The sequence below is a fragment of the Mesotoga sp. UBA5847 genome (assembly GCF_002432735.1).
Taxonomy (GTDB): domain Bacteria; phylum Thermotogota; class Thermotogae; order Petrotogales; family Kosmotogaceae; genus Mesotoga.
Window position 1 is genome coordinate 1 of record NZ_DJGL01000100.1, and the last position, 14,885, is coordinate 14,885.

A 14,885-nucleotide genomic window follows, 5' to 3' on the forward strand; every position below is an offset into this window, starting at 1 on the left:
GACCGCCGCCACCAAGCATTTAGGGTGTATCCGCGTGTATGAGCGCTTTGATCAAAGAAAACCTAGCCTCCCATTGGGAGGCTTGTTTGTTTTTACGTCAGTTTTTCGGCGATCTAAAAGCACTGCTTCATTAGCCCTAAGGCTTTTAGAACTGCCAGTGACAGTCATCAGCAGTGTTCAGTAAAGGTCCTGCTTCTGCTCTCATGATGCGGTGCTAATTTGAATGAGAACTGGCCCGCTCCAGATCTCCCGCAATGAAGAGACGTGTCTTCGCAAGATATAGACCTGAGTTCACTACTGCTACTGAAAAAACGCCGATAAAAGCCTTTGTATTCTATTTCTCGTCCTAAGGACGATTTGAGTAAGAGGGAAGGCGGTTGCTCCGGGAGTTTTGTTTCTGCGAGGATTGTATTTACAGAAAGGCTTGACTTCATGTTCTTCACCAAGAAATTGCGACCATACTCCTCAGTCAACTGTCTTCGAATAAAGAAGCGATAGAGATGGGAAAATACATTGCCGAAAAAGCTTTCATTGTCCGTCACAACGAAAGAAATGCACCTTTGAAGAATGGCCGGTTTCTAGGTATTGTGCATGACTATTGTAAATCCACGAACGAATATCGCTATTACCGTGATAACAAGCTCTACGACCAAAATCGGGAAAACTCTGGAAACTGTGATTTTCATCACCACGTCTCTTATTTTATGCTTCTCTTTTGTGTTGAGTCAATCTTTAGTAAGTCGCGATTTATGGCATCTTGAGATAGAAAGCCCGCAGAACGACACCAATTCCCGCCACGAGGCTTCGGTCACAAGCAAAAGAGTATCTTGATTGTTTTCGTCACATAACATTTGGCGAAGTTGTCCTGCAAGTCAAGTTTGACTTCCGATGATCCCGCACTTACGCGGATTCCTCCCGCAAAGCTCGTTCTCAAGTTCCGGAAGGATACTTTTCAGTTTGGATACTATATCCTGATCTAGAGGCATTTCTGTCATCATGTCCACAGCTTGAGCAAAAGAATAGGCGGTCCTGTAGGGCCTATCCGCCGTGAGAGCCTCAAACACATCTGCTACAGCCAGAATCTTTGCTTCGAGCGGTATCTCATCTCCCTTTAAACCCCGGGGATAACCGGAACCGTCTTCTCTTTCGTGGTGTAGATAGGCGTAAGGAACGAATCTCTCCAGGTATTCGAAATGTTGGAGAACTTCCTTACCGTGCTGGGGATGATTGCGTATTACCTCCTTTTCAATTTCGTCAAGTGGTCCGTGCTTTCTCAGTATGTTTAGTGAAATGCCCATCTTACCAATATCATGAAGCTTTGCACCGTTCACAAGCTCCATGATTTTCTTCCTTTTCAATCCAAGACTCTTACCCAAACACTCAGCGATTTTCGCCACATTTCTGGAGTGAAAGGCGGTGTGGGAATCTTCCATTTCCCACAAATACATGATTTCCTGAAGACCACTCATCTCGTAGTATCTGGAAAGACCGAGCGCCAGCACTTCCATAATGAACAAGACGCCAATTATCCCGGCCGCCACGGAATGTAGAATCATCCACCTGGTAAGATCATATCCTTTTATTTCGGTTCTCAGACCGTAGGCGAAACTCTTCGATCCGCCTGGTGAGAAGGTGATTCTGTCATCGAGATTCATCTCGGAAAGCAAGAAATTCTTGTCTATGCTGGCAATCACGACTGCATCGGATATCTCATTCTCCATATGGCTGTCGTAGACGTTGAAGTAGAGATAAAGCTCCTGCTCTATGGCAGATACTCTGTACACATCTTTAACCGGTATCTCTGACGGTCTGCTTATGAGCCTGGCCGTCTTCACTGCTGGAAACTTATTCTGGATCTCCTGGAGCATCTCTTCGATGAATACGTCGTCTTTCGACAAAACGGCGTTGTACATAGCGGTCCACTGGAAATATCCCAGAGACAAAGCAGATCCCAGATTTTCGACAGATGTCTCAAAGATTCCCGAATAGATTTTCTGAGTATAGTTTATTGCTTCATTTTGAAAGACATAGTACGGCATAAGCATAAGAAAGACGGTAACGAGAAAGATGAATATCACTAGAGTCGGTCGGATATACCTGAGTTCATCGAATCCTCTCATGTAACACCTCCCATTCTGCATGGAAAATCATTTGACATTATCATATCACTTAATCTTTTGATATAATTATTATATGAAGTGTCCTGCGATTCCCTTTTTTGCCTCTTCGATCACTCCAAGTTACATGCAATCCTAAGCCAGACACTACCCAAGCATCATTCCAATCATCGAATACTTTCTTCAGATGTGAGATCAGCCGTAAGGACCTTGGACAATGTTTTGGATTCAGAATACCCACCGAGAATTAGCAATTGGACTTGCAAAGAGGGGGAGCTGCTTTTAGAGATTTCCATCTGAACGCTTAACTGAGATCTCCACACTTTCAGGAGTAAAATGGATATCATAGAAGTAACGGGTCGCTTCATCTTGACCCGTGCTTGCCCACTCTAGCCCGGTTATTCGTGGGGCGACAGTCAGGAGTACTTTGAGAAACGCAATAACAAATGTGATCTCCTATTCTGAAATCTCACTATAATTACTTCCTTGCCTGCAAGAGTTTTATTGAGGGAAGTGGATAGTGTACAAGGAGGACTTCGTGAAATCAAAGACCTACGTATTTGAGGCAGTCATAAGAAAGTTCCGGACATAGATGGGGCGTATGTTGAATTTCCGTATGACCTCAAGTCGGAGTTCGGAAAGGGCAGACTGAGAGTCCACGCAACATTTGACCGCGAGCCTTACGATGGTAGCGTTGTCAACATGGGAATAAAGAAGGACGACGGGTCGGTGTCTTATATCATTGGTCTTCGAAAGGCCATCAGGAAAACTATCGAGAAGCAACCGGGTGACACCGTGAAAGTCACCGTTATGGAAAGAGGCGAATGAAGCATGTGGAAGTGCCCTGAGTGCGGACGTGAGTTCGAACGTCACAATCAGAAACATGCGTGCATTGAACCGCCAGAGACGATTGACGAGTATATCACCATGCAGCCCGAAGGTGTTCAATCGCTACTGATGAGCGTTAGGGATGCCCTCAGAGAGGCGCTTCCGGGTTCGGAAGAGAGAATATCTTGGAGGATGCCCTCCTTCTGGAAGAAGAGGAACATAATCCACTTCGCTGCTTTTAAGAACCACATGGGGGTTTATCAAGGAGAAGAGGCAATTGCCCACTTTGCAGATAAACTAAGTCATTACAGAACAAGCAAAGGTGCTGTACAGTTCCCCTATGACAAAACCATTCCTCTTGAGCTGATAGTAGAGATCGCAAAATGGTGCAATGAAACAGGGAGTCATCACTAGCGGAGGATTAGTATGCCAAAAGTCAGAAAGATGCTCAATGACTGGGATGCTCCGTATATTCAGTCACTCATGAGACAGATCGAAACTCAGAGTAAGGAGACGCTCACATACTGGGCGGTTGAGTACTCCGAAGAAGTTATGTTGCCGCTCTGGTGTAAACACTATCCGATTGACCTCCGCCCGCGCAATGCATTGACTGCTGCGAGAGACTGGCAAGCCGGAACCATTAAACTGCCTCAAGCCAAGAAAGCAATTCTGGAGTGCCATGCCGCGGCTAGAGAAGCAGAAAACAATCCCGTTGCGCAGGCCGCAGCGAGAGCGATTGCCCAAAGCGCGTCAACTATTCACTCTGCAAGACACTGCATAGGACTCGCACTTTACGGAGCCTTAGCGGTTGCTTATGACGCTCTTGGAACAGAAGCACAATGGGAACAGCTTGAACTATGCGCCGCCGAAGAGTGCGGGAGCATGCTCGATTCGCTGCGTTCCATTTCGGTAGAAGATGAACCTTACCCTGTGAACATCGACTGGAAGAGCTGATCGCCTTGGGAATCTAGGCGGCCAAATTAGCTTGGATTCGCACGACTAACGAAGTGTTAGGATAAGAATGATGCGTCGGAGAACGTTCGCTGAAGATCTGCTGAAAATGCCAAGATACGAGTTGCGAGTATTAGACAGGAAAGTACTCTGCTGTTTACACTTCATCCCTTACTCGCTCAAACCTAGAAAGATCATTGTCGAGAGCTTCGCTTCGAGAAGAAGAGAGTTGATAATCGTTGACCGTCGACTGTCATCTTTCATTGCCCGACAAGAGCATCTGTGAAACGAGCGGAGCAATGAAGCCGTGGCGAATCTGTCCTGCAGACGGGTTTTCGCTCTTATTCTTAAGTCCTCCCTCGAGGGAGCTCATCACTACCCATAAGTCAGGGAGTTACTGAGAAATCATATGAACACCTTCTCCCTTGACAATATTTACTGTGCGTGGCTCTTGATGATCCTGATCTTAAGTTCTCCCTTGGGCGGAGAGTGTTAGTCTTAGAAGGCTGGAAAAGCCGCTGACCTAAACATTCCCAAGAGATCAGTTGTTGATTCTTAGTAAGAGCATACGGAGCAAAGACTAAATAACTCTAAAAGTGAATACATCGTTCGACTTGCAACAGGACGCGGTCTAGAACGTGATTCAAAGAGCCCAAATCTTACCTCAAGCGGTTCGCCCAGTCAAAAGGACTAAGGACTTGACTATTTGATTCTATTTAGAGATACCCTCAACTTGATCCGATAGATTGGAGACTGTAAGTGAAGATCAATGAGAATTTCCCTTTCGAGTGTCAAGCACGTGCTTGCGACAAATAGGATATAATCGTTCGAAGTTAGGGGAGAACAATTGCGGCTACAAGCACTTCCAGTAAGGAGTTCCGTGCTTCAGACTATGATAGAGATTCTTTGATTGAAGTCTGCACCATTTTCTTCGTGCCGGCCAAGAGGTTCATTATTGCTGCACAGCACTGTGTGATAGTTACACGGAAGAGTCGGAGGGTTCGTATGTTTTCTTTGCTTCTAGTAATAATCTATATAGCCTTTATCAGCCTAGGCCTGCCGGATTCATTGCTAGGCTCCGCATGGCCCGTAATTAGGGATACCTTCGGAGTCCCCTTGTCTTTTGCGGGCATCGTATCGATGATCATTGCAGGGGGAACGATCTTCTCAAGCCTTATGTCAGAACGCCTGACAAGAAAACTCGGAACAGGGCTCGTTACGGCGATCAGCGTCGGAATGACCGCTGCGGCGCTGTTTGGTTTCTCGGCATCCAATTCCTTCGTGATAATTTGTCTGTGGGCTATTCCATTCGGTCTCGGAGCAGGTGCAGTTGACGCGGCTTTGAATAACTACGTCGCGTTGTATTATGCTTCAAGACACATGAGCTGGCTTCACTGCTTTTGGGGAGTAGGGGCTTCAATCAGCCCTTACATAATGGGCTACTTTCTTGGAACACAATTTGGATGGCGCGGTGGCTATAGAACGGTCTCCGCGATTCAGATATTCTTAACTATCGCTCTCTTCGCGAGCCTTCAGCTGTGGAAAAACAAGAGAATGAAGAGAGACAGAAGTGATAAGGTTTCTGCAAAACCGTTGAGCATCACCCAAGCGGTAAGAATCAGAGGAGTTCCGTTCATTTTGATCGCGTTTTTTGGTTACTGTGGTCTTGAAACGACTGCTGGACTCTGGGCAAGCAGTTATCTAGTTGAATATCGCGGAGTAAATGTGGAAACGGCCGCAATGTTTGCATCGCTTTTCTATCTGGGGATTACGTTCGGTCGGTTTCTGAACGGTTTTGTTGCTGACAAATTTGGAGACAGGAAACTGATCCGTTTTGGGGTTATCGTGGCTATGATCGGCGTGATTATGGTAGGTATCCCATTTGAGACGGACACAATTGCCTTGGCTGGTTTGATCGTGATCGGTTTGGGTTGTGCGCCCGTCTATCCTTCAATAATACATGCTACTCCTTCGAACTTCGGAAAGGATAACTCACAGGCAATAATCGGGATTCAGATGGCCAGTGCTTATACCGGCACTACTTTCATGCCGCCACTTTTTGGGCTTATCGCAAATAGTGTGAATATTGGACTATATCCACTTTACCTCGCATTGCTAGTAGTCTTGATACTTGCCATGACCGAGACTCTGAACCGAGTTCTTGGCTTTCCGAAAAAGAGCAGCGCGGCATAGACATAATCCGCATACAGTTCAAAACTATAATCGATGTTTCTCTTTCTTGTTGGCCGATTTGCCGATGTGAGATCCTTTCTTATTTCGGTCGCCTTTTGCAGCAGACTGGCTTCTTCAGTCTCGGCTTCTCGAAACGAAGCTCTCGATAACGTTCTTTCTAAGTAGGGCTCTATGACGGGTTCTCGGTCTTCGGGAAACGGTTGCCCGTTCAAGGCGAACCTGAAAGCCCTCCTGCGTGGGGCATGTCTCTGTCGACATTTCTTCCATCGCCGCTTCTGAACCTACCCCTAAGAGAAGGCTTGATCTATGGGCTCCCCAATCTTAGGTAGAAGGAACCTTTCAATAATTGGACGAACTTCTGGGAAGATCGCAAATAGGTTTGAGAAAACCGAATTTTCTGACTCCTCAGAAAGCCGTCCTGCAGACGCGAAAACCGATGCTAAAGCTCGTGCCCGTTGGGGACACTCCATTGCGGCTCGTTACGCGCAGGGCTCTGGCGACATAACTCCAGCCGCCACCTCGTATTACACGGACGGAACCGTTACTGATGTACGGATTCGTCTGTTCAACTTCATCGTAGTCCCCAAAGGAATCGGAGCACCATTCCCACAAGCTTCCGCTCATATCGAATAGCCCAAGTTCGTTAGCTAATTTCAGTCCGACTTCTTGAGTCATGCCTTCCGAGTTTCGATCGAACCAGGCCACTTCGCTTATATCATCGCTTCCAGCATATCTGAACCCCTCGCTCTTGTTTCCACCTCGGGCCGCGTATTCCCACTCGGCCTCAGTCGGTAATCTATATCCAACAACCTTGGAAGGATCCGCCGTAATCCTACCATCTTTGTCAAGAAGATTTCCGTCGCTATCGTACGACATTGGGAGTCTTTCCCTCTCACTTAACCAGCTGCAATAGGCTATCGCATCGTTCCAACTCACGTTGATAGCCGGTCTATCTCCTCTTCCCCATTCGCAGTCAGATGGCTTGCTCCTTCCGGTGGCTTCGCAGAAGGTGTCATATTCGTCGAACGTGACCTCATACTTTCCGATAAGAAAGTCGTAAGTTAACGTCACTTTGTGCGCGGGTCTTTCATCTGTATCACCATCACCCCATGTGTCACCGATCGCAAAGCTCCCTTTCTCAACGAGTACAAGGTTCCCTATCATTGTCATTGCACGTTCATTGCTCGCAAATGTTAAGACCAGAAGCGATACAACGAAAAGCGCTACCAGTATCGATTTCTTCATCTCTCTACCTCCAGACATATTAGCAAAAAAACTTTTGTTTGCCACAAATGTTCGTTTTGTTTCAATTTGCAATACAGCATGACTGGTTTTACCAGGGACTCTTAGCAACTTGAGGGGTAAATGTTGCTAACTCAATTGAAATAACTGTCCAGAGATGTCAATAGCGAGATACCGATGAACTCAACGGACTGCCGATATCCCGCCGTCTGAAAAGTTCCAACAATGCAGCCAGAACTTACATCGGGCGCCTTTTCAATGTTTCAACCCTTCAGCGATTTCTTCCCCGAACACATGCATATCTAGCCCAATCATATCACCCATACAGCTTCTCTCCGGTTATTTAGTTGATTACAGTTCGCTACCTACAACTCAGAAAATTCGGTTCTCTTCTTGAATCAGAAAAAGAGGCTCGCGAAAGCGCCAGAATTTGCGGCGGAAAGACTCACATTGATTCCTAAATGCCGCCGTTCATGATTCATTCAGGCATCTTCTGTCAAACTCAAGTCTATTTGACATTGATGACTGATTATGGAACTGCGGAACAAAACGATTGAGCTCCAAATATCGTGGTGAACTTATGATGAGCTAGATACGGTTATAGAAGCCTTCATCGTCGATGAGGTGTGTGAAGGAAGTCTTCTTAGCCTTATTATGGTATCAGAAAAAGGAGTCGAACCCATCCAAATGGAACAGCAATGAGAATCAGCGTCTTTGTTGCAGATTAGTTCAGAGTTGAGATGTAAATGGCCTCTGTTTGCAGTATGATAATTGAGCTGCATACGAACGATTATATCAAAAATTGGAGACTCCTAAAGGGTTAATAGCGTTGATTTTGCTCATGAGCGGTTTCTCTTTTGTCTCCAGGAACTCTAATCCTAACAAACAGGGAGGAATTTCTATGAAAGGATCTAAGAAAGGACTCATTTTGACACTTGTCTTGGTTGTCATTTCATCAATGATGGTCTCTGCCAGTTTGACAAGAGAAATCGAACCGCTGCCTCTATGGGAAAAGGAATCCACTCGTGAAGCCCATAGGATAATTGTTATGAGTGATTTACATCTGGGAGTGGATGACAGTTTTTCCGAAACGGTGAAGAACAAAGACCTGATCGCTGAGTTCCTGGAACGATTAGTGATAAGCGACATCGACGAGCTTGTCATTGCAGGCGATCTGCTGGACGAGTGGTTCGTGCCGATATCGTATGAGCCGCACTACGATTTGGGAGCTTTCTTCGAGAGGGTTGCGGAAAATAACGCTTCGATTGTTGCAGCTTTTGAGAAGATTATCCAAAGCGGTATTACGGTAGTCTATGTTCCGGGTAATCACGACCTTCTCTTGGACGAAGAAACGCTTGCGAAATTGATTCCCGGAATTGTCCAGGCCCGTGATGTTGATGGTCTGGGAACCTATCGTACGGGTATGCGTTCCGAGATTGTCATTGAGCACGGTCATCGTTATGACTCTTTCTGCGCACCTGATACTTTGTCCAACAAAGAAATAACCGGCGATTATCCTTCATTCTTACCCCCTGGCTATTTCTTCACCCGTATTGCATCTACATCTGTTGTGGAAGGCAAATCAGCACCGCAGAAGGATTTCCCTAAGATTGAAGCTCCTTCAAAAGAAGATGCGGATCAGCTTGATGCCTACACGTATTACAGTGTATGGCTGTGGGCCATGACAACCTTTCCCATCAAAGCTGATTTCGATGAAAAAGCGATTTATGTCGGTGTAAATGGATACGACAACAGTTTTTCTCTGAGCGATTTGTTACCTACAGTCCAGGATGATGGCTCGATAAGCGCCGTGCTATATGCAAACGCCCAAAGACGTTGGGACGAAGTGCAACAGATCAACAAAGTAGCCACTAAGAATTCTTATTCCGAAGCAACTGTTGGTGCAATTGATCATACATTCTTTGACAAACAGGCTGTGAAGCAGTACTTTGATCTAGATTCGACCGTTGATGTAGTCGTTTTCGGACATTCGCACGTGCCGCTTGTCAATCGCTACGAAAACGAGTATGACAAAGAAAAAGTATATGCCAACAGCGGTACCTGGATTGACGAAAATCTGATCGGTCTCGAGAGGTGCTTTGTGGTTATCGAATCCGGTGAGCAATTCACAGACGTTCGCCTGATGGAGTATCATGCAGATGGAACCATAAGCAATACCGAAGAGAAGTAAGGACTCTGCTTTAATATGAAACCGGCTCTCGCTACTGTATCAGTAGCTGAAAGCCGGTTCTTGCACTTCCTTTCTTCCCGGCAGGCTTCAAGATCAGATTAGAATCACAAACCTCGGTCTGTTTCTTCAGATTAGTCATGAATTCATCGTAAGAATGCTTATCAGAGCACGGAGTGATTTTTCAGTAGGATCGGTCATTCCTCCAAATCTTTTTTTGCGAGTCCCCTGATATATCTTGATGACTTCTCACTGTCCTCTCTTATCCTAATGAGAACTGTTCTTGGTTGTTGACAAGAGCATACATATAGAGCACACCAAATAACGTGTTAGGGTTCCTCGGGAAGAAGGAATGTTTGGTTGTACCAAGAAACGGTGTGGATCACAGTCCAGATCTTATAGGTAGTTTGTTATTCTTACTTGATTCAAGGCTATAGTTCAATTCGTGTTCACCTTTATTAATCAAATCCAGCCTTTGTCCAACTTATTGCTCATATGTAGTAATTCTCTCTGTTCACACACAATCGTAGAAATCACAAAGTGAATTGGAGGTGTTAGTCAATGAGTAGAAAGGCACGCTTTCTTCTGGTGATAGTACTGGTAGTAGCATTCACGCAGATTTTGTGGGCTCAGCTGCCTCAAACATTGGAAGAGATGGAGCAGGGCAATACGACTGGCGTAAGTCAAGGGTTTGCTACGCTGAATACCTTGGTTGGATCGCTTCAAACATACTCAAAAAATCAGTCGTAAGACGTCCGAGCTGAAAGTTTTGAGATATTAGGTATCATACTTGGTAATTTGCAGGATTCCTTGATTACCCACGCGTCACTCTGGAAGAACAATGAGCGCTTCCGTGAATTCATTCCGAGAGAACTGGCTCTTCTTGGAAAGATAGCCGGAACGATGCTCATCGCCGGTCTGAAAGATCAGCCAGCAGAAGTACAGATAAATTCCGTGCTGGCTATCGGAGTATTACTGGGAGGAAGGGCAGACTTCAAGGCTCTTGCCTTCAAACCTGCAAATCCAGAATTCCAAAATATGTTCTCGATATCTAGAACGGTATTGGAGGAATTCAGCAGGCAATTTGTGCTACTCTCTCCAGAAGTGAACAACGATCAGCTAAAAGCATTATCAGATAAGGTACATGACATGATCGAATGATGCTTCGAGGAATCAATTCTGTGGCGTTGTCTCAAATTTATATACGCGTATTGGTCTTCAGAAATCTCATTCAAAACTATTCTGGCTACGAAAGACCAGACAAGACAAGTGATCGGATTTCCCCGATTTCTATATGCCAGCACTTGTTTATGAGTCACGGGATAGAATGCATGAAGCGTCGTTTAAATAAGAATCTGTCGAAGAGTCTGTCCTTCTCTTTGCGCTGGCGGTGTGCCGGGAAGCATACAATAACTCAACTCAATGAGACTACTGAAATGCACATTAGAGAGTCTAGCTTCAGTGGTGAGAACGAAAAGCTGCGAGCAACTCGCTGCGTATTGATTGCGAGTGGCACTATCACCGTAAATCTACCACATGCACCCGATACGAAACATGATGAAACTCACTCTGCATACCATAATAGTGGTATCACTTTATCTCTAATCGCCAAAACGAAGAAACCGAGATTCCTCTTCTTGTACCAGTATTATCTATGCAGTTCTTTTAGTCAAATGCTCATTCTCCATAAACAATCGCGATTTTCGAGCGAACAGGAATATTCACTGAGTTCGGACCCGGTATTTGGCCGCGCAAATCGAACTCTAGATTGACCCCCGGCCTGAAGATTAGCACGTGAGTCGATCCTCCAAAGTGGAACATGCCCAGCTGATCGCCCTTTTCCACATGCTGGCCTTCATAAGCAGTTATCTCATTTGAAGATACTTCCGCCATACCGACAAATACGATGCACATCAACCCGACATCTGGACTGTCTGCCTCTATGAAGATCAGAGCCCTGGAAGCCACTTGCGCGATATACCCCTGTGATTCGTTCGGACTTGCAGAGTCGAAACCCGCGGACAATGCCGAGGCGTAGTAGGAACCGTCAATCAGGCGAGTCTTCACGATCCGTCCGCTCACCGGGCTGTGCCATCTATGATAGCTCAGAGCGCTCAAAAAGGCCTGGTAAATCGTCCCGCCCTCGAAGAGCTCTGTCATCGGATCACCTGCAAGCATGTGCGAGAGAGAATACTGCTGTTCCTTTATCCAGAAGCTGTCCTTTAGTTGGACGTCAGTCGCAATCTTGTATGGAGCAGATTCACAGGCGTTGACAATCACCGAGTCATCGTCTGGGCAATCCACAGGGCGCCTGCCTTCACGATACTGTCTGGTGAAGAAGTCGTCCCAGGAGGTGAAGCCATAATAGGGAAGGTCCGGGTCACACTGGAAATCTTCTGCAAAGTCGGGCATGGCCGCCATCGCGTCTCGTCCAAACCAACCCTTCTCGGGATCCTCGCTGAGCACGTATCTAGAATCGGGAGAGCCAAGAAAAACTGCCCACTGACTGAGGATCTTCTTCAGCTGTCTGTTCACTTTCTCATTCAAGAAGGCGGTAGTCCCCGCAGGGGTTCCCATTGCCCAGTTGATCACCGCGTTGATGGGAAACCCAACCAGTTCGCTCTTGTTGAACTCCGGGGCTTGAGTCAGAATTTCGTTCATCACATTCAACATTTGCCTGTAGTCTTCTATCTGGGGATTTCCTGTCGGGTCCAACTCAAATTCCGGTGTCGAAGGAATCTGTTCGAACATCTCGTTGAAGAGCATGAAAAGAACCGGGTCCTCTTCGATGATCTCCTGAAACTCCTGGATCACCGGATGAAGATTCGTTACAGAAAAAGCCAGAGATGCCAGAATCAGAACCACGCAGACAAACGTTACCCGCCGTTTCAGATTTCCAATCATTTAGATACTCCTCCCTCTTGAACCTATACCGATGCTTCCGAATCCGCTGTCAAATGCAACTGACATATTTGAGACTCACTTTCTCCAGTATGCAGCACTTCCTATCTGGAACTGCCTTTCGCCCGGCCGCTTCATGAAAGCTGGCGCTGAATCTCCTCTACACTAAAAACAAGTGTGAGAAAAAAGCTGAACCCGAAAAACGAAAGCAATAGCTCTAATGGGACACTTCCCTCCTAAAGATTTCCGCACTCTGAGTTCTATTCCTAACCCTTGTCTTGCGAGGATTCAATCCATTATAGAACTCTATCCCTTCAGAAAGATCGAGTCTCATGAGTGCAACGCTGGTCGCTGATCCCTGCTGAAGACAGCCCTGTCCGTTAACGGTCCGTCGTTGGGCAGTGTGAGAGAAAAAACTATTCTTCCAGAGTGAGGATCCGTTCTTCGTTCTCGATAACGGTCAACGAAGCAAACTCTCGTTCTCTCTAAGCGAAGCTCTCGACAACGATCTTATCGCTGAGTCTGACCCTGCCTCCTAAATCCCCTCTCGAGAGGGGTGGAGACGGCTCTATCGTCGACGGGGTGAACACACCAAGAACATCCCTCAAGTTCAGACGACGAGATACAGTATTTTCGGAATCGCTTATCACTATCATCACGGACTTGACACGTGCTCTGACTCTAGCAAATCATGGGTTGTTCTCTGTAGGTTTTTCACGGAAAACTAGTCATCTACCGAAATGATCTACCAAGGATGAGATACGCGAAGAACATATGCGTTCTTAAAGGCGTATGAGAAATATGTCTCCACTCCCTCAAATGAGTTCATTTCCCTATCGGATATGATACATTCGTTTGATACCGGAACGTTTTGCTCCTACCATTGATAGGATTTACCAACTTACTTGAAGTCTTCTGCCTAGCAGGGGCTCAATGGAGGTGTTTTGTGCGCAAGACTCTAATAGCGGCTTTTGCTGTCGCATTGCTACTCCTGGTTCTACCCGGTTGTCTTCCGAAACTTCCTAAGGATCTGCAAGCGGCGATAGAAATCGTCAAAGGCATTCTTCCGGATGAAATTCCGCAAGGCTCAGAGTACATCTGTTCTTTCTACTCCAAAGAGCTGACATCTGGATCGAAAATCGATCTTGAGAACCCGGGCTCTATTGTCGACGGAAACATAGATGGCGTGGCGGCAACGGACAATACAATCACGGTAAATGAGCCTTCTTATCTCTTTCTTCTTGATCTAGATCCCGGCTCGTTCTTCGCCCATCCAGTCAAAGCGATTGTAGTTGGCGTCAGCGGGCAATACAGGGTCATCTCAGGAAAATGGCTGCCCAGGGTGGACGAAGTTGTGCCCGAAGAGCTTAAGCTACCGATTCCGCCAAAGGAAAGGCTGGTTGACTGGAACGTTTTTCTGAAGGAGCCTTCCGGCAAAATGCAGAATCTGGTCTTCGACAGAATCACCCCCGACTGGGGCGAGCGAGAGGCGATCATTGTGGTTCAGGGTTTGCTGCCATCGGAATCCTTATACACCGATTCCATTTCAACATATACTGTATTCTTAAACCTGGCTCTTGCATACAAAGATGCGATGCCTGAAGGCAGAGTTGAAGTGCAGGGGATATTCGGTGAAGGAGCGGCAGATATTCTAACCAGCATAAACTCATACGCCGCAAAGAAAGAGATAGTAACTGTCTATATCATCGCCCACGGAGACACCGACGCTATAAGACTTGGAGGTGTTTGGCATTACGCCTGGCAGTTCAGAACAGTCTTCTCCAGTTATCCGCTTACTCAGTTTAATTTCCTTCTGGGTTCCTGTCATTCCGGAAGCTTCATAGACGATCTGAACACTCTGGAAAACATCAGAACAGTACTTACCGCATGTAGAGAGCAAGAAGGCGCTACCCGAGATATGGATCAACGATACTCGCTGGTCTCCCCTTACGAGCTAATGAATGATTTCAATCCATCAGATGTGGGAAGCGAATGGACAAGTTCAATCGTTGATGGGGCCGTCAGTATTTTGAAAGATCCTACACAATTCAATTTAGTAAGAGCCGACTCAGTGATTTACGATGTTCCGGTTATTAGCATGCTGCTGAAGAAGGCCCATATGGCAGCGCTTGGAAACTGGGCTCCATACTATTCTGAAAACCTCGATCTATCAAACAGGATAGGAAAATCTGTCCCGCTGAAGTACTGCTCCTGGGAATGAGAAAGAGCGGAATAAGACGCAAGCGCCGAAAGAACATCGGCGGACGCAAGGCTGGCAAGGATCACGCCAGGTCGCAATGCCCGGAAAAGCGTCCGGGGACGCAAGGCTGCCTTCGGCAGGAGGCGAGGCCGACTTCGTCGGGAAGTGATGATGCTGCGCAGGAAGCCACTCAGGTCAACCGTCAACGGTCCTCAGTCCTCGAAATGGAGCAGTTGCAAGTTCTCAGTTCCAAGTTGCAGTGTGC

10 protein-coding genes and 1 pseudogene are annotated in these 14,885 nt (G+C 46.5%); 8 read left to right on the forward strand and 3 right to left on the reverse strand.

All coding sequences use genetic code 11. The annotated features are described in order from the left end of the window. Positions 1-872 precede the first annotated feature (872 nt). Positions 873-2,120: an HD-GYP domain-containing protein gene (locus B3K91_RS12375; RefSeq protein ID WP_292590414.1), complete on the reverse strand. Its 1,248-nt coding sequence runs from the start codon at positions 2,118-2,120 to the stop codon at positions 873-875. Between the two features lie 535 nt (positions 2,121-2,655). On the opposite strand from B3K91_RS12375, the pseudogene B3K91_RS13635 reads away from it, so the two are divergent. The 4 genes and pseudogenes from B3K91_RS13635 (at position 2,656) to B3K91_RS12390 (ending at position 6,089) form a co-directional block, all read left to right on the forward strand. Continuing rightward, a pseudogene (locus B3K91_RS13635) lies at positions 2,656-2,945 on the forward strand (DUF1905 domain-containing protein). 3 nt (positions 2,946-2,948) lie between these two features. Further along, the gene (locus tag B3K91_RS12380) at positions 2,949-3,359 is read left to right on the forward strand and encodes an iron chaperone (protein ID WP_292593268.1); all 411 of its coding nucleotides are present in this window, start codon (positions 2,949-2,951) and stop codon (positions 3,357-3,359) included. A gap of 12 nt (positions 3,360-3,371) precedes the next feature. Continuing rightward, positions 3,372-3,899 (forward strand): putative immunity protein, encoded by a 528-nt coding sequence (locus B3K91_RS12385; RefSeq protein WP_292590418.1) that lies wholly within the window; start codon positions 3,372-3,374, stop codon positions 3,897-3,899. 1,002 nt (positions 3,900-4,901) lie between these two features. Then, positions 4,902-6,089, forward strand: coding sequence for an MFS transporter (locus B3K91_RS12390; RefSeq protein WP_292590420.1), 1,188 nt, complete (start codon positions 4,902-4,904; stop codon positions 6,087-6,089). Between the two features lie 405 nt (positions 6,090-6,494). On the opposite strand, the gene B3K91_RS12395 is transcribed toward B3K91_RS12390, so the two are convergent. Next, positions 6,495-7,334, reverse strand: coding sequence for a formylglycine-generating enzyme family protein (locus B3K91_RS12395; RefSeq protein WP_292591737.1), 840 nt, complete (start codon positions 7,332-7,334; stop codon positions 6,495-6,497). Positions 7,335-8,232: 898 nt separating this feature from the next. Between B3K91_RS12395 and B3K91_RS12400 the strand changes: the two genes are divergently transcribed. From B3K91_RS12400 to B3K91_RS12410, 3 genes are all read left to right on the forward strand, one after another. Continuing rightward, positions 8,233-9,522: a metallophosphoesterase gene (locus B3K91_RS12400; protein WP_292590424.1), complete on the forward strand. Its 1,290-nt coding sequence runs from the start codon at positions 8,233-8,235 to the stop codon at positions 9,520-9,522. 558 nt (positions 9,523-10,080) lie between these two features. Then, a complete protein-coding gene (locus B3K91_RS12405; RefSeq protein ID WP_292590426.1) occupies positions 10,081-10,269 on the forward strand; it encodes a hypothetical protein in 189 nt (62 codons plus the stop codon). 60 nt (positions 10,270-10,329) lie between these two features. Continuing rightward, on the forward strand, positions 10,330-10,680 hold the full coding sequence (locus tag B3K91_RS12410; RefSeq protein ID WP_292590428.1) for a hypothetical protein: 351 nt from the start codon (positions 10,330-10,332) through the stop codon (positions 10,678-10,680). A gap of 516 nt (positions 10,681-11,196) precedes the next feature. Here B3K91_RS12410 and B3K91_RS12415 read toward each other — a convergent pair. Next, on the reverse strand, positions 11,197-12,423 hold the full coding sequence (locus B3K91_RS12415) for a phosphatidylserine decarboxylase family protein (protein ID WP_292590429.1): 1,227 nt from the start codon (positions 12,421-12,423) through the stop codon (positions 11,197-11,199). A 943-nt stretch (positions 12,424-13,366) separates the two neighbouring features. Between B3K91_RS12415 and B3K91_RS12420 the strand changes: the two genes are divergently transcribed. Continuing rightward, the gene (locus tag B3K91_RS12420; protein WP_292590431.1) at positions 13,367-14,641 is read left to right on the forward strand and encodes a hypothetical protein; all 1,275 of its coding nucleotides are present in this window, start codon (positions 13,367-13,369) and stop codon (positions 14,639-14,641) included. Positions 14,642-14,885 lie beyond the last annotated feature (244 nt).

What these genes read in the sequence shown, in the direction of transcription:
- B3K91_RS12390 (WP_292590420.1), top strand. Translation starts at nt 4,902, where the DNA reads ATGTTTTCTTTGCTTCTAGTAATAATCTATATAGCCTTTATCAGCCTA.
- B3K91_RS12375 (WP_292590414.1), bottom strand. Translation starts at nt 2,120, where the DNA reads ATGAGAGGATTCGATGAACTCAGGTATATCCGACCGACTCTAGTGATA.
- B3K91_RS12405 (WP_292590426.1), top strand. Translation starts at nt 10,081, where the DNA reads ATGAGTAGAAAGGCACGCTTTCTTCTGGTGATAGTACTGGTAGTAGCA.
- B3K91_RS12400 (WP_292590424.1), top strand. Translation starts at nt 8,233, where the DNA reads ATGAAAGGATCTAAGAAAGGACTCATTTTGACACTTGTCTTGGTTGTC.
- B3K91_RS12415 (WP_292590429.1), bottom strand. Translation starts at nt 12,423, where the DNA reads ATGATTGGAAATCTGAAACGGCGGGTAACGTTTGTCTGCGTGGTTCTG.
- B3K91_RS12385 (WP_292590418.1), top strand. Translation starts at nt 3,372, where the DNA reads ATGCCAAAAGTCAGAAAGATGCTCAATGACTGGGATGCTCCGTATATT.
- B3K91_RS12380 (WP_292593268.1), top strand. Translation starts at nt 2,949, where the DNA reads ATGTGGAAGTGCCCTGAGTGCGGACGTGAGTTCGAACGTCACAATCAG.
- B3K91_RS12395 (WP_292591737.1), bottom strand. Translation starts at nt 7,334, where the DNA reads ATGAAGAAATCGATACTGGTAGCGCTTTTCGTTGTATCGCTTCTGGTC.